Genomic DNA, 23,645 nt, shown 5'->3' on the forward strand with positions numbered 1-23,645 from the left:
CATGCTGGCTGGGAGGAGGCCAGCCTGGATGGGTAAACCGTGCTCGATGGATCTCCGTGAGCGAGTGGTGCGGGCGGTGGAGCAGGAGGGGATGTCGCGGCGTCAGGCGGCGGCGCGGTTTGGCATCGCTCCCAGCGTGGCCATCAAGTGGCTGGAGCGGTATCGCCGGACCGGCAGTGTGGCGCCGTCCCAGATCGGCGGTTACAAGCCGAAGAGGCTCTCCGGGGCCTGGCGGGACTGGCTGATCGAGCGCTGCCGGGAGAAGGACTTCACCCTGCGCGGGCTGGTGGCGGAGCTGGCCGAGCGGGGACTGAAGGTCGACTATCGCTCGGTGTGGGAGTTCGTGCACGCCGAGAAGCTGAGTTACAAAAAAAGACGCTGATCGCCAGCGAGCAGGACCGCCCCGACGTCGCCCGGCGGCGGGCGCAGTGGCAGGCGCGTCAGACCCGGATCGATCCGTCCCGCTTGGTGTTCATCGACGAGACATGGGCCAAGACCAACATGGCGCCGCTGCGGGGCTGGGCGCCGTGCGGCCAGCGGCTCAAGGCCAAGGTGCCGCACCGCCGCTGGAAGACCATGACCTTCCTGGCGGCGCTGCGGCAGGACCGCGTCGATGCTCCCTGGCTCCTCGATGGGCCGATCAACGGCGAGCGCTTCCGCCTCTATGTCGAGCAGGTGCTCGTGCCCACTCTCCGGCCGGGTGACGTCGTCATCCTGGACAATCTCGGCTCGCACCGCGGCAAGGCCATCCGCCAAGCCATCCGCGACGCCGGCGCCAAGCTCTTCTTCCTGCCGAAATACTCCCCCGACCTCAACCCGATCGAGATGCTCTTCGCCAAGCTCAAGCACCTCCTGCGCAAGGCCGCTCGACGCAACCCCGACGCTATCTGCGACGCCATCGCCTCCATCCTCGACACTGTCACCCCGCCACAGTGCCGCAACTTCTTCGCCCAGGCCGGTTATGACCTCAGATAAATTCATCCCGCTCTAGGCCGGGATCAGGCCCGGCGGCGCCGGCGGCCCTCGCGCTCGCCGCCGCCTTCGGCCGGGCGGCCGGACTGCGCCTTGATCGGGCCCAGGAGCCGCTCCACCGCCTCGACATCCGGCACCGGACCGCGGGCGGTGCCGTTCACCGCCGCGACCATGGCCCGGATATGCTCCGGCGTCGTGCCGCAGCAGCCGCCGATGATGCGGGCGCCGGCATCGCGCGCCAGCACGGCGTAGTCGGCCATGATCTGCGGCGTGCCGTCATAGACGATGGCGCCCTCGCGGTATTGCGGGATGCCGCAATTGCCCTTGGCGACGATGATGTCGCCCGTCTCCGACGCGCGCACCAGGCCGAGGATGCTGTCCAGCAGTTGGGCCGGGCCGATGCCGCAATTGGCGCCGAAGGCACTGGGCCGGCAGGCGCAGTTGCGGCCATGGGTGATCGCCGCCTCCGGCGTCAGCCCCATCATGGTGCGGCCGTTGGTGTCGAAGGTCATGGTCGAGACGATCGGCAGGCCGGTACGGGACGCGCCCTCGATCGCCGCCTGGACCTCCTCCGCCGCCGAGATGGTCTCGATCCACAGCACGTCGACGCCGCCCTCGGCCAGCGCCTCGGCCTGCTCGGCGAAGGCGGCGACGCCCTCCTCGTAGCTCAGCGCGCCGATCGGCTGGAAGATGTCGCCGGTCGGGCCCATCGAGCCGGCGACGATCACCGGCCGGTCGAATTCCTCGGCCACCGCGCGGGCGATGCGGGCACCGGCGACGTTCAGCTCGCGCACCCGGTTCTGGGCGCTGTGCAGCGCCAGCCGCCGCGCATTGCCGCCGAAGGTGTTGGTCAGGATGATGTCGGAGCCGGCCTCGGCGAAGCCGCGATGCACGGCCTGCACCCGCTCCGGCCGGTCGATGTTCCACAGCTCCGGGCTGTCGCCCGTCTCCAGCCCCTGGGCGAACAGGCCGGTGCCCATGCCGCCATCGGCGAACAGGATCGGCTTGGCGGCGAGCAGGTCATGAAAGCGGGTGGTGGACATGGCCGGACCTTCCTGGAAACCGCGCGGGCACAGGCGACGGTACCGCCGGGCCGATGCGAACTCCATCACAATATAAGGACATCGTTATGAATTTATATCCCGCCTGCGACGCGGGTTCGCCCGGCGTCGCCGCGCTGCGAGTCGTTCGTCATTGCCTTCGGCCCGCCGCCGGGCGGAGAAGCGAAGAACGAGCGAGCGGAGACGGCGATGAAGGACTTTTCCGAACTGAGCGAGCGCGAGCTGCTGGCCCTGGCGATCTCGCTGGAGGAGGAGGATGCGCGGATCTATGGCGATTTTGCCGAGGGGCTGGTCGCCGACTTTCCCGCCTCGGCCGCGGTGTTCCGCGGCATGTCGCGGGAGGAGGACGGACACCGCCACCGGCTGCTGGAGCTCTACAAGGAGCGCTTCGGCGACCATGTCCCGCTGATCAACCGCCACGTCGTCCGCGGCTTCATCCGCCGCCGGCCGGTCTGGCTGTCCCGGCCGCTGGCGCTGGAGACCGTGCGCAAGCAGGCCGAGGCGATGGAGGCGGAGACCCGGCGCTTCTACGAGCGCGCCGCCGGCCGCGCCACCGACGCCTCGATCCGCCAGCTGCTGGGCGACCTGGCGGCGGAGGAGCGGCGGCACGAGCATGTGGCGGGCCAGCTCGAGGCGAAGCACGTGCCCGCCAAGGTGCAGGCGCGCGAGGGCGAGGACGAGCGCCGGCTGTTCGTGCTGCAGATCGTGCAGCCGGGCCTGGCCGGGCTGATGGACGGGTCGGTCTCCACCCTCGCCCCGCTCTTCGCCGCGGCCTTCGCCACCCATGACAGCTTCGACACCTTCCTGGTCGGCCTCGCCGCCTCGGTCGGCGCCGGCATCAGCATGGGCTTCGCCGAGGCGCTGTCCGACGACGGCAGCCTGACCGGCCGCGGCCGGCCCTGGCTGCGCGGCCTGGTCTGCGGCGGCATGACCGCGCTGGGCGGCCTCGGCCACACCCTGCCCTACCTGATCCCGGACTTCCGCGTCGCCACCGGCATCGCCATCGCCGTGGTGGCGGTGGAGCTGGCGGTGATCTCCTGGATCCGCCATCGCTTCATGGACACGCCGCTGCTGTCCTCCGCCTTCCAGGTGGTGGTCGGCGGGGTGCTGGTGTTCCTGACCGGGATCCTGATCGGCAGCGCGTAGACCGCCGCCCGCGTGGAGCGATCAGAACCGGGCCAGCTTGCCGTCGTCGTCGAGCCGGGCCCGGCCGGTGTCGTGCGCCGCGATCAGCTGCAGCTGCGCCTCGGCGACCTTGCGCCGGTAGCTGCGCGCCTCCTCGCTTCCCTTGCCCGGGAAAGCCGGGTCGGCCTGCAGGGCGGTGAAGGTGGCCCGGGCCTCGTCGAAGCGGCCCAGCCGGCGCTCCAGCTCCCCCGCCAGCATGCGGGTGCCGATGGCGTCCTCTCCCTGAGCGGCCTTGCTCGCGGCGAGCTGGCGCAGGGCGTCGAGGGCCTCGCCGGCATGGCGCGGATACAGGTCGCCGCCCGCCTCCCACGTCGCCTCCAGCAGCGCGTCGGCGATGCGGTCCGGCGTGTCGCCCATGAACTCACGCTGCTTCGCCAGGCGGTAATAGGCCGAGTCCGCGGCCAGCCAGCCCCGGTACTGGGCCGAGGCCACGAAGGGACGCAGCTTCGCCAGCTCGGACTCGGTGTAGCTGCCGTCGCGATCGATGATGAAGCCGTTGCCGGGACAGGCCACCAGCGGTGCCGGCGATTCGATCGGCCCGACCAGCTGCCCGTCGAAATAGGAGCCGTAGGAGGTGCCCGAGGTCATCACCGAGACGGTGAAGGGCTTGCCGTCGATCGGGCAGGTGAAGGTGGCCGGTGCGACCGTCAGGGCCCCGGCCGATGCCGGCAGCAGCAGCGATCCCAGTGCCAGCGCGGCCAGTCGCATCCTCATCACGATCCTCCGTCTCGCTCGGCGGATATGAGGGCGCCCGACCATGCGCCTGGCATGGCCGACCGATGGCGGTTTCGGGGCGGTCGCGCCGGCGCCGCGCCTCAGTCGCTCGGCACCCCGCCCTCTTCCTTGCGCTTCGCCACGAAGGCGTCGAGCTCCTCGGCGATGGCGGGGTCGAGCGGCGGCGGCTCGAACTCCGCCAGGATGCGCTTGTACAGCTGGTGCGCCCGCTGGGTCGCGTCCGGCGCCCCGGCCTCCTGCCAGGCCTCGAAGTTGCGCCAGTCGGACAGCAGCGGCGCGTAGAAGGCGGTCTCGTAGCGCGCCAGGGTGTGCTGCGCGCCGAAGAAGTGCCCGCCAGGCCCGACCTCGCGGATGGCGTCGAGGCCGAGCGTGTCGTCATCGACCACCAGCGGCCGCAGGAACTCGGTCATCGTCTGCACCAGCTCGGCATCGATGATCATCTTCTCGAAGCTGGCGCGCAGGCCCCCCTCGAGCCAGCCGAGGCTGTGCATCACCATGTTGGCGTGGCCCTGCACCGCCGCCCACAGCGACACCATGCTCTCATAGGTCGCCTGCACGTCGACCGCGTTCGAGGCGTTGGTGTTGGAGGACCGATAGGGGATGCCGTAGCGCCGCGCCAGCTGGCCGCCGGCCAGCGCCGCCTTGGCGTATTCCGGCGTGCCGAAGGCCGGCGCGCCGGACTTCATGTCGACATTCGAGGTGAAGCCGCCATACATCACCGGTGCGCCGGGCCTGACCAGCTGGATCAGCGCGATGGTCGCCAGCGCCTCGGCATTCTGCTGCGCCAGCGCGCCGGCCAGCGTCGCCGGGGCCATGGCGCCGGACAGGGTGAAGGGCGTGACCGTCACGATCTGCCCGGCCTTCGCCATCTCGACCAGCCCCTCGATCATCGGCCCGTCCAGGCGCAGCGGCGAGGAGGTGTTGACCACGGTGAACAGGCTCGGCTCGCGTTCCAGCTGCTCGCGGCCGATGCCGCGGGCAATGCGGGCGATCTCGATGCCGTCGCGCATCCGCACCCGGCCCAGCGCATAGGCGTGGAACGGCTTGTCCGACAGGGTCACGAAGGCGCGCAGGGCGTCGAGATGCCGGGTCGAGGGATGCAGGTCCACCGGCTCGACCGGATAGCCGCCGAAGATGTGCATCGCGTTCAGCGACTGGCCGAGGCGCAGCAGGTTGCAGTAGTCGCGATAGTTGCCGACCCGCCGCCCGCCCTCGATGTCGGACACATTCGGCGCCGAGCCGACCGAGGCGAAGACGATCGACCGGCCGCCCATTTGGACGTCGCGCTCCGGGTTGCGGGCATGGAAGGTGTAGGTGGACGGCGCCTTCGCCACCGCGTCCAGCACCAGGCCGCGATCGAGGCGGACGCGGCGGCTGCCGGGCGTGGTCCGGGCGCCGGCGCGGCGCAGGATCTCGATCGCCTCGTCATGCAGGAAGTCCATCCCGATCTCTTCCAGGATGGTCAGCGAGGCGTCATGGATGCGCTCGACCTGATCGGGCCGCAGCACCTCGACCGGCGGCATCGGGTTCTCCACCAGCTGCCAGGGAAGCTGGTGGAGGCCGCCCGCGCCATCACGGCGGCGGCGGGGTGTGGTGCGGCTGCGGCTCATCCTGACCTCGTCTCGATCTCGGGCGACTCCCGGCGCTCAACCCTGGCACGGCCGGCGCCACGCCGCGCCGCCCGGATTCGCCATGCAGCGACGTCAGCGCGACATGTGACACAAGGCACGACGGCAGCCATAATCCTGCTGTAATATGCGAGCAGCTCTCAATTGGACCGTATTTCCGTGGAGGATTGAATGTCCCGCCTGCTGGAACCCGGCGATCCCGCGCCGCCTTTCGTGGTCCCGACGCCGCAGCGGCCGGATTTCCGCTTCGACACCGTGGCCGGGCGCTATGTCGTCCTGAGCTTTTTCGGCTCGGCCGGGGACGCGCAGTCCAAGCGGCTGCTGTCGGCGATCGCGGCCGAGGTCGGCCCCTTCAACGACGGCCACGCCACCTTCTTCGGCGTCACCCAGGACCGCAACGACGCCCAGCCGGGGCGGCTGCCGACCCGCGTTCCGGGGCTGCGCCACTTCTTCGATTTCGACGGCAAGATCAGCCCGTCCTACGGCACCGAGCAGCGCAAGATCAGCTATGTGCTGTCGCCCAACCTGCGCGTGCTGGCCCGCTTCCCGATCGAGGACGGGGTCGAGCATGCCAGGATCCTGACGGAGTTCGTCAGCAGGCTGCCGCCGCTGACCCGGCTGGGCACGGCCACGCCCGGCGCGCCGGTGCTGGTGGTGCCGTATCTGTTCGAGCCGGAGTTCTGCCGCGCCCTGATCGACTACTACAAGAAGGTCGGGGGCGAGGAGAGCGGCTTCATGCAGACGCTGCCGGACGGCCGCACCGCCGCCGCGGTCGACCACGCGCACAAGAAGCGCAAGGACGCCACGATCGAGGACGAGCCGCTGCGCCTCGCCATGAAGGCCCGGATCGAGCGCCGCCTGGTGCCCGAGATCAAGAAGGCGTTCCAGTTCAACGCCACCCGGATCGAGCGCTACATCGTCGCCTGCTATGATTCCGGCGAGGGCGGCTATTTCCGCGCCCATCGCGACAACACCACCAAGGGCACGGCGCACCGCCGCTTCGCCGTCACCATCAACCTCAACGCCGACGACTTCGAGGGCGGCGAGCTGCGCTTCCCGGAATACGACCGCCACAGCTACAAGGCGCCGACCGGCGGGGCGGTGGTGTTCTCCTGCTCGCTGCTGCACGAGGCGCTGCCGGTGACCAAGGGCACGCGCTACTGCACCCTGCCCTTCCTGTATGACGAGGAGGGCGCCAAGATCCGCGAGCAGAACCTGTCCTATTTCGCGGATGACAATTTGCGCGGCCAGCTCGAGCGCAACCTGATCGGCGGCAACAAGGAGAAGGCCGCCGGCTGACAGCCAGGCGCATTGCGTGCGGCAGGGCAGAGCCGACGTGGCTGCATGGCTCCGCCCTCGCCCGCCGGCGCTCCGCATCGCTAGCCTTGGCGCATCGTTCCGACACGACCGCGCCCCGGAGACGGCCATGCAGAGCCTCGAGACTATGATGACCGACGACCTCCGCGCCTTCCGGCGGCAGGCGGGAGACCGGCATGCCGCCTTCAAGGCTCGCGGCCTGAAGCTGGACAGCACCCGGGGCAAGCCGTCGCCGGAGCAGCTCGACTTGTCGAACGAGCTGCTGTCCCTGCCCGGCCCGGACGGGTTCCGCTCGGCCGATGGCGGCGACTGCCGCAACTATCTCGGCGATGTCCGCGGCCTGCCGGAGGCGCGGGCGCTGTTCGCCTCGGTGCTGGGCGCCCCGGCGGAGCAGGTGCTGGTCGGCGGCAATTCCAGCCTGACGCTGATGCACGACCTGATCGCCTTCGCCCTGCTGCACGGCGTGCCGGGCGGCGACAGGCCCTGGGCGGCGCAGGCCCCGGTCACCTTCCTGTGCCCGGTTCCCGGCTATGACCGCCACTTCTCCATCTGCGAGGGCTTCGGCATCCGCCTGGTGCCGGTGCCGCTGACCGGGCACGGGCCGGACATGGACGTGGTCGAGCGGCTGGTCGCCGCGGATCCGTCGGTCAAAGGCATCTGGTGCGTGCCGAAATACAGCAACCCGACCGCCGAGACCTATTCGCCCGAGACGGTCGAGCGGCTGGCCACGATGCGCACGGCCGCGCCGGATTTCCGGCTGTTCTGGGACAACGCCTATGCGGTGCACCACCTGACCGACCGGCCGCACCGGCTGGCCAACATCCTGGAGGCCTGCGGCCGGCACGGCCATGGCGACCGGCCCCTCATCTTCGGGTCGACCTCGAAGATCACCTTCGCCGGCGCCGGCCTGTCTCTCTTCGCCGGCTCGACCGCCAACATGGACTGGGCCCGGAAGCATCTCAGCCGCCAGTCGATCGGCCCGGACAAGCTGAACCAGCTGCGCCACGTCCGGCTGCTGCGCGACGAGGCAGGCATCGCCGCGCTGATGGAGCGGCACCGCCGGATCATCATGCCGAAGTTCCAGCGCGTGCAGGCGGTGTTCGCCGAGCATCTCGGCGGCGCCGGCATCGCCCGCTGGACCGAGCCGGAGGGCGGCTACTTCATCAGCCTGGATGTCCGGCGCGGCAGTGCCCGCCGCACCGTGGCCCTGGCGCAGGAGGCTGGGGTGGCGATGGTGGCACCGGGCGCGACCTTCCCCTATGGCCGCGACCCGGATGACCGGAACATCCGCATCGCCCCGACCTTTCCGGCGCTGCCCGAGGTCGGGCTGGCGGCCGAGGGCGTGGCCCTGTCGGTGCTGGTCGCGACCAGCGAGGCGATCCTGGCCGAGCGCGAGGCCGGCGGCGGCCACTGAGGCCGGGGCCGATCGACGGAACACGGCCCGTCATCCGTGGGTTCAGGGTACCGGTTGCCCGGTCCCCTCACCCCGAAGGACGACAGCATGCGCCACCCGTCCCTGCTCCGCGCCGCCGCCATCGCCCTGGCCCTGGCGACCGGCACGGTTGCGGCTCAGGCCGACGACGCCCAGCAGCTCGCGGCCAAGGGGGCCGAACTGCTGAAGGCCGGCCAGCCGGAGGAGGCCTACAAGGCCTTGAACGATGCCGCGATCGAGGCCTGGCTGCAGTCGCCGCTGGGCTTCCGCCGCACCCTGCTGGTGTCCGCGCCGGCGCAGAGCTTCGGCACCTACAGCCCGCGCGAGACCAACGTGTTCGACGGCAACACGCCGCTGCGCTTCTACGCCGAGCCCACCGGCTTCGGCTGGGCCACCGATGGCGAGCTGTACCGCATCGACCTGTCGATCGACTTCTCGCTGCGCTCGGCCGACGGCAAGCCGCTGGGCGAGCAGAAGGACTTCCAGGACTTCAAGATCGAGAGCCGCGAGCGGGTGCGGGAGATGTTCTTCAATCTCACCCTGACCCTGAACGGCGCCCCGGACGGCCAGTATGTCGTGACCTTCACGGTGCACGACCACGCCACCGGCAAGGACGGGTCGTTCGACATGCCCTTCGAGATCAAGCACGGCTGACGGCAGGGATCAGGCCTTCGCGAGGACGTCGACGATGAAATCGACGAAGGCCCGGACCTTCGGCACCAGATACCGCCGGGTCGGATAGACGACGTAGATCAGGGTCTCGACCTTCGACCAGTCGTCCAGCGCAGTCGCGAGGGTTCCGCGGGCGATGTCCTCCGCCACATAGCTGCGGGGCGTGAGGCTGAGGCCGAAGCCGGCGCGCAGCGCGTCCCGCACCGCGAGGCCCGACCCCACCTTGTAGCGGCCGTCGACAGGAACCCGGACGACCTCGCTGCCCCGCCGGAACTCCCAGTCGTCGGCATGGTCGGACAGGGTGAACTGGACGCAGTCGTGACCGCGGAGATCCTCCGGCCGCCGCGGCTTTTCGCGCCGACTGAAATAATCCGGCGAGGCGCAGATGACATGGTCGAGCGTCATCAGCCTGCGCGCCACCAGGCTGGATTCCTCCAGCCTGTCGCTGCCCCGGATGGCGACGTCGTAGCCCTCCTTGACGATGTCGACCCGGCGGTCGTCGAGGTTGAGGTCGAGCGACAGCTCCGGATGCCGCGCCAGGAAGGCCGGGATCATCGGCGACAGGGTCAGCAGCGTCAGCGAGACCGGCGCACTCACGCGCAGCAGGCCGCTCGGCGCGGTCTGCAGGGCCCCGAGCGACCGGTCGGCATCCGCGATGTCGTCGAGGATGCGGCGCACCTGCTGGTAGTAGATCGAGCCGGCCTCGGTCAGGCTCATCCGGCGCGTGGTGCGGTTCAGGAGCCGCGCCCGGACATGCCGCTCGAGCTCGCCGATGTTCTTGCTGACCGCGGCCGGGGACAGCTGCAGGACCTTGCCGGCACTGGCGAAGCTGCCCTGCTCGACCACCGTCCGGAACACACGCAATGCGACCATGTGGTCCATTGTTCACCCCCAGTGGCGAGTGTCGTCACCATAGCGACCATTATCCTGCAGGAGTGAAGGTAATACGTTACGGGCGAGAGGCAGGGGCCTCGGATGCGCGTGAGGCGGCCGTGACGATCTCGATTGCCCAGAAGGATGCGGCGGCGCCCGCCGGCCAGACGGCGGCGATCCTGACGACCGCGATCGCCCCGGCCATCTGGGGCACCACCTACTACGTCACCACCGAATTCCTGCCGCAGGGGTATCCGCTGACGGTGGCGATGCTGCGCGCCCTGCCGGCCGGGCTGCTGCTCCTGGCCTTCGTCCGCGCCCTGCCGACCGGCATCTGGTGGGGCCGAGCCTTCATCCTCGGTGCCCTGAACTTCTCGATCTTCTGGGCACTGCTGTTCGTCTCAGCCTATCGCCTGCCGGGCGGGGTCGCGGCGACGCTCGGCGCGGTCCAGCCCCTGATCGTGATCGCGCTGGCCCGCCTGGTGCTGGGCCGGCCGGTGCGGCCGCTCGCCGTCCTGGCCGGCATCGGCGGCATGGCCGGCATCGCGCTGGTCGTGCTGAGGCCCGAGGCGGCGCTCGACCCCGTCGGCATCGCCGCCGGCCTGGCCGGCATCGTCTCGCTGGCCTGCGGCACCGTCCTGTCGCGGCATTGGCAGCCGCCGGTGTCCTCCCTGACCTTCGCCGCCTGGCAGCTCACGGCCGGCGGCCTGCTCCTGCTTCCGGCCGCATTGCTGCTCGAACCGGCCCTGCCGGTCCCGACCGCGACCAACCTGATCGGTTTCGCCTGGATCAGCGTGATCGGCGCCGCCGTCACCTATATCTTCTGGTTCCGGGGATTGGCACGGATCGAGCCGAGCGCCATCGCGTCGCTCGGGCTGCTCAGCCCCCTGGTCGCGACCACGGTGGGCTGGCTGCTCCTGAACCAGAGCCTGACGCCGCTGCAGTTCGGCGGCTTCTTCCTGGCGATCATCAGCCTCTGGCTGAGCCAGCGGGCCGCCATGACCCGCTAGGCCGCCCGCCGGATCAGGGGCAGCGGATCGCGGACAGGCCGCCGTGCCCCTCCTCCGCCACCGGCTCGAACGCCCCGGTCTCCGGGTTGCGCACCAGAAGCCGGCCGGTGGCGACACCGAAATAGGCGCCATGCAGTTGCAGCTTGCCGCGCCCGACCAGGATCGAGACGCAGGGGAAGGTCATCAGATTGCGCAGGCTGAGCTCGACCGAGGCGAATTCGAGCCGGCGCAGGTAGAGGTCGCCGTCCTCCGCCTTGCGGGGGCCGAGGCCCTCCGCCGCCGGGGCGATCTGCGACATCCAGCGGCCGATGAAGTCGCCGGGCGACAGCGGCTCCTGCTCATCGGCGAAGGCACGGATGCCGCCGCAATGGGCATGGCCCAGCACCACGATGTGCTTCACCCGCAGCGCCTGCACCCCAAACTCCAGCGCGGCGCTGGTGCCGTGTTGGGTCTCCCGGTCGGGCTCATAGGGCGGCACCAGGTTGGCGACGTTGCGCACCACCAGCAGCTCGCCCGGCGCGGCGTCGAAGATGACCTCGGGCGACACCCGGGAGTCGACACAGCCGATGACCATGATCTCGGGCTTCTGCCCGGCCTCGGCCAGCATCTCGTAGCGGTTGCGCTCCGCAGCGAACCGGCCGCTGAGAAAGGCGCGATATCCGTCGGTAAGCCGTTCGGGAAACATGGCTGCTCTCACATCCACCTCGCCGCGACAAGGAATGCGGCAGAAGCGTGGCAATAGCAAACGGCGCCGCCCGCGCCAATACGGGCGTGCCGGCGGGATCGCGGTTGGATCGGTGGCGGCTCTGCTCTAAGCAGGCGGAGTCGCTGTCGAAGGCCGGGATCGGGGGACGGAATGCTGACGCTGGAGCGCATCTGCCGGAGCTTCGGCACCGTCCGCGCGCTGGACGACGTGTCGCTGTCGATCGGGCACGGCGAGATCGTGTGCCTGGTCGGCCGGTCCGGCTGCGGCAAGTCCTCGCTGCTGCGGATCATCGCCGGGGTCGACGCGCCGGACAGCGGCCGGATCCTGCTGGACGGCGCGGAGCTGGCCGGGCCGGGCGGCTTCGTCGAGCCGGAGGACCGCAACATCGGCTTCATGTTCCAGGACTACGCGCTGTTCCCGCATCTGACGGTCGAGGAGAACGTGGCCTTCGGCCTGAAGCGGCTGCCACGGGACCAGGCCCGCGCCCGGGCGGCGGAGGTGATCGACCGCATCGGCATCACGACGCTGGCCGGCCGACATCCGCACACCCTGTCGGGCGGCGAGCAGCAGCGCGTGGCGCTCGCGCGCGCCCTGGCGCCGAAGCCGGTGATCCTGCTGATGGACGAGCCGTTCTCCAATCTCGACCGCGGCCTGCGCGAGCAGGTGCGGGAGGAGACCATCGCGACGCTGCGCGGCCTCGGGACCACGGCGATCATGGTCACGCACGACCCGGAGGAGGCCCTGTCGGCCGGCGACCGGGTGGTGCTGATGCAGAAGGGCCGGATCGTCCAGGCCGGGACCGGCTATGAGATCTACGACCACCCCGCCTCGCTCTACGCCGCCGAGTTCCTGTGCCCCCTGAACCGGATCGCCGGCACCGTCCGCGCCGGCCGGGTGGAGACGCCGCTGGGCGCCTTCCCGGCCCCGCCCGGCCTGCCGGAGGGCGTCGCCGCCCTGGCCTGCATCCGGCCGCAGGCCCTGTCGCTGGTCCGGCCGGGCGAAGGCCTGCCGGGCGTCATCATGGCCTGCTCCCTGCTCGGCGAGATCGAGCAGCTGACGATCCGGGCGGAGGGCATCCCCGGCCCGCTGCGCCTGCGCACGACCGGCCGGATCCAGGCGAAGCCGGGCGAAACGGTGGCGGTGGCGACCGATCCGGCCGGCGTCCTGGTGTTCCCCGCGGACTGAGGCGGAATGCCACTGCCGAGCGAAGCGGCTTGACGGCGCGGATTCATCTATGATGGAGCAAATGCGTCTCGATTGCAGCCGATCGGCCGCAACGGGTCACAGAAGGGGGTTTCGCATCATGAAGGACGTCTCCGGGTTCAAGCTGGCGCTTCTGGCCGGCGCCGCCGTGATCGGCACCGCCGGCACCGCCGCGGCCGACATCAACATCTACACGACGCGGGAGCCGGGGCTGATCCAGCCACTGCTCGACGCCTACACCGCCAAGAGCGGCGTCAAGGTCAACACCGTCTTCCTGAAGGACGGGCTGGCCGAGCGCGTCGCCGCCGAGGGGCAGAGCTCGCCCGCCGACCTGCTGATGGCGGTCGACGCCGGCAACCTGGCCGATCTGGTGGACAAGGGCGTGACCCAGGCCATCGAGTCCAGCGTCCTCACCGCCGCGGTGCCGGCGCAGCTGCGCGACCCGAACAACCATTGGGTCTCACTGTCGATGCGGGCCCGGGTGCTGTACGCGCACAAGGACCTGGACCTGACCGCCTTCACCTATGAGGACCTGTCCGACCCGAAATGGAAGGGCAAGGTCTGCATCCGGTCCGGCCAGCACCCGTACAACACGGCGCTGTTCGCGGATTACCTCGCGCATTACGGCGCCGAGAAGACGGAGGCCTGGCTGACCGGCGTGAAGGCCAACCTGGCCCGCAAGGCCGGCGGCGGCGACCGCGACGTGGCCAAGGACATCCTCGGCGGCATCTGCGACATCGGCATCGCCAATTCCTACTATGTCGGGCTGATGCGCTCCGGCAAGGGCGGCGAGGAGCAGGTCGCCTGGGGCAATGCGATCAAGGTGCTGCTGCCGACCTTCGAGAATGGCGGCACCCAGGTGAATGTCAGCGGCGCGGCGCTGGCCAAGCATTCGCCGAACAAGGCCGAGGCGGTGAAGCTGCTGGAATACCTCGTCTCCGACGAGGCCCAGAAGATCTACGCCGAGGCCAATTTCGAGTACCCGGTGAAGGCCGGCGCACAGGCCGACCCGATCATCGCCTCCTTCGGCGCGCTGAAGGTCGATTCCGTGCCGCTGACCGAGATCGTCAAGCACCGCAAGCAGGCCAGCGAGCTGGCCGAGAAGGTCGGTTTCGACGGCTGATGAAGGATCCGGGCGCGGCGAGATCCGCGCCCGGCCTCCGACGAGAATGACGCAAGCCGTCCTGCAGCATGCCCCTGCCCTGACTGTCGCCCGGCGCGCGCCGGGACGGCGCTGGCTGTCCGCCGCCGCGATCATCGGCGGGCTGGTGGCCCTGCCGGTCCTGGCCCTGGCCTGGGAGGCGCTGCAGGGCTCCACGGGTCTGTGGCCGCATCTCCTCGCCTATGTGCTGCCGCCGGCCCTGGGCCAGACGGCGCTGCTGCTGCTCGGCGTCGGCCTCATGGTCACGGCGCTCGGCACCTCCACCGCCTGGCTGGTCACGGCGTACGACTTCCCCGGCCGGCGCCAGCTGGAATGGGCGCTGCTGCTGCCGCTGGCGGTGCCGACCTACATCATCGCCTACGCCTATCTCGACATCCTGCACCCGCTCGGCGTGGTGCAGGGCGCGATCCGGGGCCTGCTGGGCTATTCCGGCCCGCGCGAGTTCCGGCTGCCCGACCTCCGGTCGATGACCGGCTGCATCGTGCTGCTGGGCTTCGTGCTGTACCCCTATGTCTACATCACCACCCGGGCGATGTTCCTGACCCAGGCGGCCAACCTGGTCGAGGTGTCGCGCACGCTCGGCACCCGGCGCGGCCAGGTGTTCCGGCGGGTGGCGCTGCCGCTGGCGCGGCCGGCCATCGCCGTCGGCGTCAGCCTGGCCCTGATGGAGACGCTGAACGACATCGGCGCGTCGGAGTTCCTGGGGGTCCGGTCGCTGACCATCTCGGTCTACACCACCTGGGTGACGCGCTCGGACCTGCCCGGCGCGGCGCAGATCGCGCTGGCCATGCTGGTCCTGGTGGTCGCGCTGGTGGCGATGGAGCGCTGGGCCCGCCGCCGGCAGCGCTACTGGACCGCGGCGCAGCGATCGCGCGCCTTCACGCCGCACCGCCTCGCCCCCCTGCCCGGCCTCGCAGCGCTGGCTCTCGGCCTGGTTCCGGTCCTGATCGGCTTCGCCGCCCCGGCGCTGTACCTCGCGGTCGAGGCCTGGAAACGGTTCCGCTTCAACGGGATCTCCGACCGGCTGCTGTCCGAGGCGGTCAACACGGTGGCCCTGGCGGCGATCGCCACGGCCGCCGTGCTGCTGTGCGGCGTGGTCGTCGCCTACACCGCGCGGTCGCGGCCGGGTCGGGTCGCGGCGGCGCTGCAGCGCCTGTCGACCCTCGGCTACGCCATGCCGGGCACGGTGATCGCCATCGGCATCCTGGTGCCGGTCGCCGCCCTCGACCAGGCGATCGACCGGGCGGCGGGCGCCTGGCTCGGTGTCTCCACCGGGCTGCTGCTGATCGGGTCGGGGGCAGCCCTGGTCTACGCCTATGCCGCCCGATTCCTGGCGATCTCCACCGGCGCGGTCGAGGCCGGCTTCAGCCGCATCCCGCACTCCTTCGACCAGGCGTCGCGCAGCCTGGGGCAGACCGTGACCGGCACCTTCCGGCACGTCCACCTGCCGCTGTCCAAGGCGGCGCTGGCCGCCGCCGGGCTGCTGGTCTTCGTCGACTGCATGAAGGAGCTGCCGGCGACCCTGCTGCTGCGCCCGCTCAATGTCGAGACGCTGGCCACGCATCTCTACGGCGAGGCGGCGCGCGGCACCTATGAGGAGGCGGCGATCGCCGCCCTCGTCATCGTCCTGGTCGGCATCCTGCCGGTGGTGCTGCTGGCCCGGGTCGGACGACCAGATTCGTAGCGCGATGCCGATGCGCCGCCGTCAGGCCGTCTCGATATCGGTCTGCCGGAAGTCATCGCCCTTGCAGAGGACCGGTACATGGCGGGCCTTGGCGCAGGCATAGGCGAAGCAATCGCCCAGGTTCAACTGGGCGGGATGGCCGCGGCCCTTGCCATAGCGATCGAAGGCCTTGAGGGCCAGGCCGGCATCGCCATCGGAAATGGCGACGACGCCGATGCCGGCCATTCCCAGAAATGCCCGAACCTCCTCCTGCACCTCCTCGACCCCGACCTGCCGCTTGCGGCAGATCCCGAGAACGGCTTCGAAGATCGCGATCGGCGATGTGATGGGCTCGGCCCCGGCTTCCAGCCGGTCAGCCAGCCCATCGGCGTCGCTTTCCCGCGTCAGAATGGCGACAATGGCCGAGGCGTCGACGAACATCAGGCGTCACCGCTGAGATCGTCATAGAACGCTTTATCGGCCTCGAACCCGGTGGCCGGCCTGGCGGCAATACGATCCTGGATCGGACGCAGCCTTTCGCGCAGCGGCGTGATCTTCTCGGCGCGGCGAAGCTCATTTTCGACCGCGAGCCGAACGGCTTCGGTCAGCCCGATCTTCTTGCGCGCGGCAAGCTCACGAACGAGCCGGTCGGTGTGTTCGTCCCGTATGCTGAGCGGCATGGCAGCCTCCGTATATACATCAAGATAGTCTGTATTGATGTATATACAAGGATCAACCTCGCCGCCGCCGGCGCCGCCCGCCCTCGCCGTCCCCGCCCTCGCTCGTCTTCGGCGCCGGAAGCTCGACCACCGCCGCCAGGTTCGGGAAGGCGGCGGTCTTGTGCGGCAGGGCCATCGCCTCGACGAAATGCTGCTGAAACATCGGCTCGACCGCCGTCTCGATCTTTTCGACCCGGCGCACCACCTGCTCGATCTCGGCGCGGGCCGAGCGGCTGACCAGCGCGATGCGGGCGCCGGTGCCCGCGGCGTTGCCGCCGGCCACCACCTTGGTCAGGTCGCAATCCGGGATCAGCCCCAGCACCATGGCGTATTTGACGTCGATATGGCTGCCGAAGGCGCCGGCCAGGGTGATGCGGTCGACATGGTCGACGCCCAGCTTGTCCATCAGCAGGCGGACGCCGGCATAAAGCGCGGCCTTGGCCAGCTGGATGGCGCGGACGTCGTTCTGGGTGACGCGCAGCTCGCGCTCGCCGTCGCGGTGCAGGACATAGCTGAAGGTGCGGCCGTCGGCGACGATGCGGTCGCTGCGCGCCGCCATCGACCCGTCGATCACCCCGTCCTGGGTGATGATGCCGGCCAGGAACATCTCGGCCAGCACCTCGATGATGCCGGAGCCGCAGATGCCGGTGACGCCGGTGCGCCGGACCTTCTGGGCGAAGCCCTCCTCATCCGACCACAGCTCGCTGCCGATGATTCGGAAGCGCGGCTCCAGCGTGTCGCGGTCGATCCGCACCCGCTCGATCGCCCCCGGCGCGGCGCGCTGGCCGGAGGAGATCTGCGCCCCCTCGAAGGCCGGGCCGGTGGGGCTGGAGCAGGCGAGCAGCCGGTCCTTGTTGCCGAGCACGATCTCGGCATTGGTGCCGACATCGACGATCAGCCGCAGGTCGTCGGATTTGTGCGGCTCCTCCGACAGGATCACCGCGGCGGTGTCGGCGCCGACATGGCCGGCGATGCAGGGCAGGACATAGACGCGGGCGTTGGGGTGGACCTTGAGGTCGATCTCGGTGGCCCAGATGTTGATCGCCTGGTCGGTGGCCAGGGCGAAGGGCGCGCCGCCCAGCTCGATCGGGTCGATGCCCAGCACCAGGTGATGCATGATCGGGTTGCCGACCAGCGTCACCTCCAGCACGTCCTCGATCTCCAGCCCCGCCTGGGCGGTGACATGGGCGGCCAGGTCGTTCAGCGCGCCCCGCACCGCCTCGGTCAGCGCCTTGTCGCCGCCGGGGTTCATCATGATGTAGCTGACCCGGCTCATCAGATCCTCGCCGAACCGGATCTGCGGGTTCATGGCGCCGCCGGAGGCGACGACCTCGCCGGTCTCGATGTCGCAGAGATGGCAGGCGATGGTGGTGGAGCCGACGTCGTAGGCCAGGCCGTAGATCTTGTCGCGGAAGCCCGGCCAGACGGCCAGGAGGCGCTTCACCCGCTGCTCACGCACCGCCACGGTGCAGGTCCAGCTGCCCTCGCGCAGGGCCTTCTGCAGCCGCTGCACCACCCGCAGGTCGCAATCCAGGCCGGTGATGCCCCATTGCTCGGCCAGCGCCTCCTCCAGCCGGCGCAGATCGCCGGAGGGGTCGTGCATGTCGGGTTCGCGCACCTCGACATAGTAGAGCTTGACCGGCGGATCGACCTCGATCACCCGGTGCTCGGCATCCTTGCGGACGACCTGCTTGTGCACCTGGCTCTCGGGCGGCACGTCGACGACGAGGTCGCCCTGGATCAAGGTCTGGCAGGACAGGCGCCGCCCCGGCTTCAGCCCACGCTTCTCGGCATAGCGCAGCTCCGCCGCCCCGGTCTCCGACGCATGGCCGGCACGGGATTCGATGCCGTGCTTGGCGAACTGGCCGTCACCGATCTCGACCTGGCAGCGGCCGCAGATCGACCGCCCGCCGCAGACGCTGTCGACATCGACACCGAGCGACCGCGCGGCCTGCAGCAGCGACGTGCCCAACGGGAAGCGGCCGCGCCGGCCGGACGGGGTGAAGACGACCAGCGCCGTCTGCGTCGCCTGGCCTGACGCCCCTGGGCCGGGCGGCTGCCCGGGATCGATCATGTTCATCGTCAACCCGTCATCCTCGCAGCGCCCCGGCCGAGGCACCGTATCGTCATGTTACTGCGCTCGGCGCCGGCGCCCTTCGCGACCACCGCGCGCGCCCGCGGCCTCGGCGCCTTCGGCGGCCGGCTCGCGGTACTGCCGGATCCAGCGGGCGCAATGCGGGTCGTGGCCCATCATGGTGTCGGCGCCCAGCACCGCCTGCAGGCTCTCCGCATGCAGCGGGTTGGTGATCGCCGAGGTCATGCCCGCGCCGATCGCCATGGTCAGGAAGGCGGCGTTCAGCCCATGCCGGTTCGGCATGCCGAAGCTGACATTGGAGGCGCCGCAGGTGGTGTTGACCTTCAGCTCCTCGCGCAGCCGGCGGACCAAGGTGAAGACCTGGCGCCCGGCGGTGTTGATGGCGCCGATCGGCATCACCAGCGGGTCGACCACGATGTCGGCATAGGAGATGCCGTGGTCGCGCGCCCGCTCGACGATCTTCTTGGCGACGGCGAAGCGGACGTCGGGGTCCTCGGAGATGCCGGTCTCGTCGTTGGAGATGGCGACGACTGCGGCGCCGTACTTCTTCACCAGCGGCAGCACCGTCTCCAGGCGCTCATCCTCGCCGGTGACCGAATTGACCAGGGCCTTGCCCTTGTAGACCGACAGCCCGGCCTCCAGCGCCGCGACGATCGAGCTGTCGATCGACAGCGGCACGTCGGTGATCGACTGCACCAGCTGGACGCATTCGGCCAGGATGCGCGGCTCGTCCGCCAGCGGGATGCCGGCATTGACATCCAGCATCTGGGCCCCGGCCGCGACCTGGGCCAGCGCGTCGGACTGCACCCGGCTGTAGTCGCCGTTCTTCATCTCCTCGGCCAGGATCTTGCGGCCGGTCGGGTTGATGCGTTCGCCGATGATGACGAAGGGCCGCTCGAACCCGATGGCGATCTCCTTGGTCGCCGAGCTGATCACCGTGTCCGTCATGCCCTGCCTTCGGATGCTGGAGTTTCCTGGGAGAAAGGCTAGGCGCATCGCCCGCGGCCGGATCGTCTTCCAGCGTCATCGCCTGCCGCAAGCGCGTCAGGGCCCCATGCGACAAACTTTGTCAAAGCCTGGTCCACGCGCTATCCTCCCCATGATCGGGAGAGACGGCATGCACATCTCGCTGACACCCAGGCTCGAGGAACTGGTCCGGGAGAAGGTCGAATCCGGCCTCTACAACAATGCCAGCGAAGTGGTCCGCGAGGCGCTTCGCCTGATGCAGGAGCATGACGAGATCCGTCGCCTGAAGCTGGAACGGCTGCGCGAAGAACTGGCGAAGGGCGAGGCGGATTTGGTCGCCGGCCGGGTCACGGTGCTGGACGGCGACGACGCGCTGGACGATTTCTTCGCCCGCCTGTGAGGCGGCTGGTCGTCACTGCGGCCGCCGCAGCCGATCTCCAAGCGATCGGACGTTTCGCGGCCGAAACCTGGGGCCTGGACCAGAAAACCCGGTATCTCGCGCAGATCCGTGAGCGCTTTCGCCAGATCAGGGCCACGCCGGGCCTGGGTCGACCGCGGGACGACATCCACTCCGGCTTTCGCAGCCTTGCCGCCGGACGACATGTCATCTTCTATCGGGAAGCAGTGGATCTGGTCGAAATCGTCCGTATCCTGCACGACCGCATGGACCTTCACGGGCGACTGGCCGATCCGTGATCCCGCGCCGGCGCGCGGCGCCCTACCCCCTTCCGTCCGCAAAACGGTCGAGCGATCGCCGCAGATCCTCGACGCGATAGCCGCGGCCGATGACGACAACGGCGTTGTCCTCACGATCCGGCTGCTCGGGCAGGATCTCGGGCGATTGGACGACCCGACGCACGCTCTGCAGCAGCAGCCGGCCGGCCGGCGTCCGCACCACGCCCTTCACCCGCAGCACGTCGTCGCCCCGCGCATGCAGCAGCGCCGAAAGCCAGACGGTGAAGACGGTCCAGTCGACCGCCCCGGCGATAGCCAGCCGTGTCGGGAAGACGGCCGGCGGCTCCGCCCCGTCCTCGAGCGCGGGAAGGCGTTCCGGCTCGACATCCTCGGCCGCCGGGAGCACGAGGGGCACTCCCTGAACCGCGCCGCTCAGTTCGGCACCGGGATTGAGATGCCGCAGCGTCGCGAGCAGCCGGGCCAGCGCCGCCTCCCCGGCCGCGTCGGCCTTGGTGACGACGAGGCGGTCGGCCGTTTCGATCTGACGACGGCCGAGCCGGTCGGTGCGCAACTGCGCCAGACCGTGCAGCGCATCGACCAGGACGACGATCTCGCTGACGACGATATGATGGACCAGCACCGGATCCGACCGGATGGCCACGACGATCGGGCCGGGATCGGCCAGCCCGCTGGTCTCCAGCACGATGCGCTGCAGACCCGTTTCATAGGACCGGGTCCTGTCGTCACAAATCCGCCGCAGCATCTGCACCATCTCGGCCCGCGCGGTGCAGCAGGCACAGCCGCCGGCCAGCACGGCCAGCGACGAGGCTTGCCCCAGCAGCGCGTCGTCGACTGGCGTCTCGGCCGCCTCGTTGACGATCACGGCGGCATCCCGATAGAGCCCGACATGAAGCTGGTGGCGCAGCCAGGTCGTCTTCCCGGCGCCCAGGAAGCCGCCCAGCACGGTCAGCCGCAGCCGGCCATCCGCCAAGCCGGTTGGTTCAGCGCCCGCCATCCCCGCCGCCGATGAAATGGGGATCGAGCGGATCGACCGGCCGGCCCGCCATGCGCTCGGCCGCGGCCCACAGCTCCTCGAGGTCGCGCACGATCGCCTGGTGGCCGGACAGGGTCGACAGCTGGAGGCCGGGCACCAGCCCGCCATCATGCGCGGTCAGGCCATAGGCCCGCAGCACCGGCTTCAGCACCTCGGCCCGCCGGAAGCGGGCCCGCAGCCGGTCCGGCGCCGTGGCGGCGCCGGCCTCGGTCCAATGGCCGGGCGCCGCCGGGAAGCCGCAGCCGGAGCACATCGGCGCCTCCCCTGTCAGATCACCTCGGGCCGCTTGCCGCCGTCGAAGGGATAGCGCCGGCGGAAATCCTCGGCGATGTCCTCGAAGGTCAGCCAGCGGACGCCGTCATGGCCGTTGATGTGCTCGATCAGCCGCTCCAGCATCAGCAGCACCTGCGGCCGGCCGCTGACGTCGGGATGGATGGTGAAGGCGAAGACGGCATAGTCCATCTCGCGATAGACCCAGTCGAACTGGTCCCGCCACATCTGCTCGATGTCGCGCGGGTTGACGAAGCCGTGGCTGTTCGGCGCCTTCTTCATGAACATCATCGGCGGCAGGTCGTCGACGTACCAGTTGGCGCCGATCTCGACGAGGTCGATCTCCTTGCCATGCGTCATCGGCTTCATCCAGGCCTCCGCCGGCTTGGAGTAGTCGATCAGCGTCCATTCGTCGCCGACCCGGGCGTAGAAGGGCTGGAAGTCGCGATAGCCCTGGCTGTGGTCGTAGCGGAAGCCGTATTTCTGCAGCAGCGCCGCGGTGGCGTTCGACATCTCCCACCAGGGCGCGACATAGCCCCGCGGCGCCTTGCCGGTCAGGGCCTGGATCAGCTCGATGCTCTTGACCAGCACCGCTTCTTCCTGGGCGGGCGTCATCGCGATCGGGTTCTCGTGCAGATAGCCGTGGGCCCCGATCTCATGGCCCTCATCGGCGATCCGCTTCACCTGGTCGGGGAAGGATTCGAGCGAGTGGCCCGGGATGAAGAAGCTGGTCTTCAGGTCGTATTTCCTGAACAGGCGCAGCAGCCGCAGGGTGCCGACCTCGCTGGCGAACACGCCGCGCTGGATGTCCGAGGGCGAGTCGCCGCCGCCATAGGATCCGATCCAGCCCGCCACCGAATCGATATCGGTCCCGAACGCGCAGATAATGTCCTTCTTGGCCATTCTCAGCCTCCAGTGCCGGTTCTCCCCGCCCTCCTGTCCTATCAACCCGTGCGCGGCCCGTCGACCTTCCTCAGCCCGCGATGCCGCCGCTTTCGACCAGCGCCCGCAGCCGGGCGTCGTCGTACTCCGCCTCGATCTTCGCCGCCGCCGCCTCGGCCTCGGCCTGCAGGTCGTCGCCGCACTCGACCGGCTCGGACTTCTTCCATTCCTCGAGATAGCTGTCGGCGTCGCGGGCCTTGCCGCGCATGGCGGCGCGGTCGATCGCGTCCTGGAAGCGCTGAGACAGCAGCACCTTGGCCTGGTCGCGCCGGCCGGCCTTGGCGGTGACCTGGCTGGGGATGTCGCGCCAGGAGACGATGATGAGCTGGGGCATGGAGAGTCCTATGGAACAATCTGGTAGTCTAGGAGACCGGTACCGGAGATCAATTTGACCAGAGTCTCTGGAAACGATCGTCCTGATTCCGACAACCAGGGAACGAGAAGCGATGTGCGGCGACGATCTCGATACGCGGCGGAAACTGGAGCGGCTGAGGGCGGCACTGTCAGTCGGGGAACAGGATCTCGCCGCCGGGCGGATTGTCGTCATCGAGACCGACGAAGAGCTGGCTGCCTTTTTCGATCGTCTGGACCACGGGCAGGCCTTCGATGATCTGGCCGCCCGGCTCCGTGCCCGGACGGCAGGCTGTCGGCACACCCCCGCGGAAGATCTGCTGCACGAGGGCCGGGATGAGCAATGATGGTTGTGGAACGGACGGATTGCGATGCCGAAGCAAGGACGATGAGGAATGACAACCTCGCCTGACTCCTTCATCTGCCCGCATTGCGGTGAAAGTCACGAGGGGCTTCCACGGGATATCAGCTATCAGCTTCCAGACGAGATCTGGGCCATGCCGACCAAGGAACGCGAGGAAAGAGCAAAATTCGATTCCGATCTTTGTAGTTGCGAAGGCCGCTTCTTCATCCGCGGACTTCTGCAGATTCCATTTCGGCATGAGCCGGACTATTTCGGCTGGGGCGCTTGGGTGGAGGTGGAGCGATTGGTCTTCCAACGCTACCTGGAGGTCTATGATAAGGATGCGGCGGACGAACCTGCCCACGCCGGCGCGTTGGCCAACCAGCTTCCTTCATACGGCCGAGTGATCGGAACACCGGTCGAGATCCAGTTCGGCACCAGCCGCCAGCGGCCGACCATCCGATGCCTCTCAACGGCGAATTCCGAGTTGGCGATCGAGCAGCGGCAGGGCATCGACTCGGCCCGCCACCATGAGATCCTGGAGATCTACGAAGCGGAAAAGGCGGCGCGCCGTAACACGGATTGACGGCGGCGTGGCGGTTCTGCCGAAG

At 69.5% G+C, this 23,645-nt stretch carries 26 protein-coding genes; 13 read left to right on the forward strand and 13 right to left on the reverse strand.

The window, feature by feature from the left end; all coding sequences use genetic code 11:
• Positions 1-28: 28 nt before the first annotated feature.
• A protein-coding gene (locus BWR60_RS02440) for an IS630 family transposase (RefSeq protein WP_088149418.1) occupies positions 29-975 on the forward strand; the annotation gives its coding sequence in 2 pieces (ribosomal slippage) (positions 29-368 and positions 368-975; 948 coding nt in all).
• Between the two features lie 23 nt (positions 976-998).
• Here the strand turns inward: BWR60_RS02440 and bmt are convergent.
• Positions 999-2,015 (reverse strand): betaine--homocysteine S-methyltransferase, encoded by a 1,017-nt coding sequence (gene bmt / locus BWR60_RS02445; RefSeq protein ID WP_088149419.1) that lies wholly within the window; start codon positions 2,013-2,015, stop codon positions 999-1,001.
• A gap of 207 nt (positions 2,016-2,222) precedes the next feature.
• Between bmt and mbfA the strand changes: the two genes are divergently transcribed.
• Positions 2,223-3,179, forward strand: coding sequence for an iron exporter MbfA (mbfA, locus tag BWR60_RS02450; RefSeq protein ID WP_088149420.1), 957 nt, complete (start codon positions 2,223-2,225; stop codon positions 3,177-3,179).
• Between the two features lie 21 nt (positions 3,180-3,200).
• Here mbfA and BWR60_RS02455 read toward each other — a convergent pair whose 3' ends face one another.
• Positions 3,201-3,932: a hypothetical protein gene (locus BWR60_RS02455; protein WP_144445504.1), complete on the reverse strand. Its 732-nt coding sequence runs from the start codon at positions 3,930-3,932 to the stop codon at positions 3,201-3,203.
• 101 nt (positions 3,933-4,033) lie between these two features.
• A complete protein-coding gene (locus BWR60_RS02460; protein ID WP_088149422.1) occupies positions 4,034-5,563 on the reverse strand; it encodes a trimethylamine methyltransferase family protein in 1,530 nt (509 codons plus the stop codon).
• Between the two features lie 189 nt (positions 5,564-5,752).
• Between BWR60_RS02460 and BWR60_RS02465 the strand changes: the two genes are divergently transcribed.
• From BWR60_RS02465 to BWR60_RS02475, 3 genes are all read left to right on the forward strand, one after another.
• Positions 5,753-6,880, forward strand: a complete 1,128-nt coding sequence (locus BWR60_RS02465) for a 2OG-Fe(II) oxygenase (RefSeq protein WP_088149423.1) — start codon at positions 5,753-5,755, stop codon at positions 6,878-6,880.
• 148 nt (positions 6,881-7,028) lie between these two features.
• Complete coding sequence (locus BWR60_RS02470; protein ID WP_230982927.1) at positions 7,029-8,312, forward strand: aminotransferase class I/II-fold pyridoxal phosphate-dependent enzyme; 1,284 nt, start codon at positions 7,029-7,031, stop codon at positions 8,310-8,312.
• Positions 8,313-8,399: 87 nt separating this feature from the next.
• Positions 8,400-8,984 (forward strand): hypothetical protein, encoded by a 585-nt coding sequence (locus BWR60_RS02475; RefSeq protein ID WP_088149425.1) that lies wholly within the window; start codon positions 8,400-8,402, stop codon positions 8,982-8,984.
• A gap of 9 nt (positions 8,985-8,993) precedes the next feature.
• Here the strand turns inward: BWR60_RS02475 and BWR60_RS02480 are convergent, their stop codons facing one another.
• Complete coding sequence (locus BWR60_RS02480; protein WP_218823310.1) at positions 8,994-9,875, reverse strand: LysR family transcriptional regulator; 882 nt, start codon at positions 9,873-9,875, stop codon at positions 8,994-8,996.
• Between the two features lie 119 nt (positions 9,876-9,994).
• Here BWR60_RS02480 and BWR60_RS02485 point away from each other — a divergent pair, with 119 nt between their 5' ends.
• A complete protein-coding gene (locus BWR60_RS02485; RefSeq protein WP_429913000.1) occupies positions 9,995-10,885 on the forward strand; it encodes an EamA family transporter in 891 nt (296 codons plus the stop codon).
• A gap of 13 nt (positions 10,886-10,898) precedes the next feature.
• Here the strand turns inward: BWR60_RS02485 and BWR60_RS02490 are convergent, their stop codons facing one another.
• Entirely contained in the window at positions 10,899-11,570 is a 672-nt protein-coding gene (locus BWR60_RS02490) for a carbonic anhydrase (protein WP_088149428.1), read from the reverse strand.
• A gap of 171 nt (positions 11,571-11,741) precedes the next feature.
• Between BWR60_RS02490 and BWR60_RS02495 the strand changes: the two genes are divergently transcribed.
• The 3 genes from BWR60_RS02495 to BWR60_RS02505 all read left to right on the forward strand — a co-directional run bounded on the left by BWR60_RS02495 (position 11,742) and on the right by BWR60_RS02505 (position 15,640).
• Complete coding sequence (locus BWR60_RS02495) at positions 11,742-12,776, forward strand: ABC transporter ATP-binding protein (RefSeq protein ID WP_088149429.1); 1,035 nt, start codon at positions 11,742-11,744, stop codon at positions 12,774-12,776.
• Between the two features lie 118 nt (positions 12,777-12,894).
• The gene (locus BWR60_RS02500; protein ID WP_088149430.1) at positions 12,895-13,917 is read left to right on the forward strand and encodes an extracellular solute-binding protein; all 1,023 of its coding nucleotides are present in this window, start codon (positions 12,895-12,897) and stop codon (positions 13,915-13,917) included.
• Positions 13,918-13,963: 46 nt separating this feature from the next.
• Entirely contained in the window at positions 13,964-15,640 is a 1,677-nt protein-coding gene (locus tag BWR60_RS02505; protein ID WP_088149431.1) for an ABC transporter permease, read from the forward strand.
• A 21-nt stretch (positions 15,641-15,661) separates the two neighbouring features.
• Here the strand turns inward: BWR60_RS02505 and BWR60_RS02510 are convergent, their stop codons facing one another.
• The 4 genes from BWR60_RS02510 to BWR60_RS02525 are packed head-to-tail and all read right to left on the reverse strand — an operon-like array spanning position 15,662 to position 19,381.
• Positions 15,662-16,060 carry a type II toxin-antitoxin system VapC family toxin gene (locus BWR60_RS02510; protein ID WP_088149432.1) on the reverse strand — a complete coding sequence of 133 codons (399 nt, stop codon included), beginning with the start codon at positions 16,058-16,060 and terminating at the stop codon, positions 15,662-15,664.
• Positions 16,060-16,299 (reverse strand): type II toxin-antitoxin system VapB family antitoxin, encoded by a 240-nt coding sequence (locus BWR60_RS02515; RefSeq protein WP_088149433.1) that lies wholly within the window; start codon positions 16,297-16,299, stop codon positions 16,060-16,062. The genes BWR60_RS02510 and BWR60_RS02515 overlap by 1 nt, the downstream gene beginning before the upstream one ends.
• Before the next feature lie 52 nt (positions 16,300-16,351).
• Entirely contained in the window at positions 16,352-18,418 is a 2,067-nt protein-coding gene (locus BWR60_RS02520) for an ASKHA domain-containing protein (protein ID WP_218823311.1), read from the reverse strand.
• 51 nt (positions 18,419-18,469) lie between these two features.
• On the reverse strand, positions 18,470-19,381 hold the full coding sequence (locus BWR60_RS02525) for a methyltetrahydrofolate cobalamin methyltransferase (protein ID WP_088149434.1): 912 nt from the start codon (positions 19,379-19,381) through the stop codon (positions 18,470-18,472).
• 169 nt (positions 19,382-19,550) lie between these two features.
• Here BWR60_RS02525 and BWR60_RS02530 point away from each other — a divergent pair, with 169 nt between their 5' ends.
• Both BWR60_RS02530 and BWR60_RS02535 read left to right on the forward strand, forming a co-directional pair.
• Positions 19,551-19,799, forward strand: coding sequence for a type II toxin-antitoxin system ParD family antitoxin (locus BWR60_RS02530; protein ID WP_088149435.1), 249 nt, complete (start codon positions 19,551-19,553; stop codon positions 19,797-19,799).
• Entirely contained in the window at positions 19,796-20,095 is a 300-nt protein-coding gene (locus BWR60_RS02535) for a type II toxin-antitoxin system RelE/ParE family toxin (RefSeq protein WP_088149436.1), read from the forward strand. The genes BWR60_RS02530 and BWR60_RS02535 overlap by 4 nt, the downstream gene beginning before the upstream one ends.
• Before the next feature lie 22 nt (positions 20,096-20,117).
• Here the strand turns inward: BWR60_RS02535 and BWR60_RS02540 are convergent, their stop codons facing one another.
• The 4 genes from BWR60_RS02540 to BWR60_RS02555 all read right to left on the reverse strand — a co-directional run bounded on the left by BWR60_RS02540 (position 20,118) and on the right by BWR60_RS02555 (position 22,674).
• Positions 20,118-21,038: a CobW family GTP-binding protein gene (locus BWR60_RS02540; RefSeq protein WP_218823312.1), complete on the reverse strand. Its 921-nt coding sequence runs from the start codon at positions 21,036-21,038 to the stop codon at positions 20,118-20,120.
• A gap of 37 nt (positions 21,039-21,075) precedes the next feature.
• Positions 21,076-21,381 carry a hypothetical protein gene (locus BWR60_RS02545; protein WP_088149438.1) on the reverse strand — a complete coding sequence of 102 codons (306 nt, stop codon included), beginning with the start codon at positions 21,379-21,381 and terminating at the stop codon, positions 21,076-21,078.
• A 14-nt stretch (positions 21,382-21,395) separates the two neighbouring features.
• The gene (locus BWR60_RS02550; RefSeq protein ID WP_088149439.1) at positions 21,396-22,301 is read right to left on the reverse strand and encodes a polysaccharide deacetylase family protein; all 906 of its coding nucleotides are present in this window, start codon (positions 22,299-22,301) and stop codon (positions 21,396-21,398) included.
• Positions 22,302-22,371: 70 nt separating this feature from the next.
• The gene (locus BWR60_RS02555; protein WP_088149440.1) at positions 22,372-22,674 is read right to left on the reverse strand and encodes a virulence factor; all 303 of its coding nucleotides are present in this window, start codon (positions 22,672-22,674) and stop codon (positions 22,372-22,374) included.
• Positions 22,675-22,786: 112 nt separating this feature from the next.
• Here BWR60_RS02555 and BWR60_RS36175 point away from each other — a divergent pair, with 112 nt between their 5' ends.
• Positions 22,787-23,038, forward strand: coding sequence for a hypothetical protein (locus BWR60_RS36175; RefSeq protein WP_144445505.1), 252 nt, complete (start codon positions 22,787-22,789; stop codon positions 23,036-23,038).
• Positions 23,039-23,086: 48 nt separating this feature from the next.
• On the forward strand, positions 23,087-23,620 hold the full coding sequence (locus BWR60_RS02565) for a DUF2199 domain-containing protein (RefSeq protein ID WP_088149442.1): 534 nt from the start codon (positions 23,087-23,089) through the stop codon (positions 23,618-23,620).
• Positions 23,621-23,645: the final 25 nt, after the last annotated feature.

Source organism: Inquilinus limosus, assembly GCF_002195995.1.
Taxonomy (GTDB): Bacteria; Pseudomonadota; Alphaproteobacteria; order DSM-16000; family Inquilinaceae; genus Inquilinus; species Inquilinus limosus_C.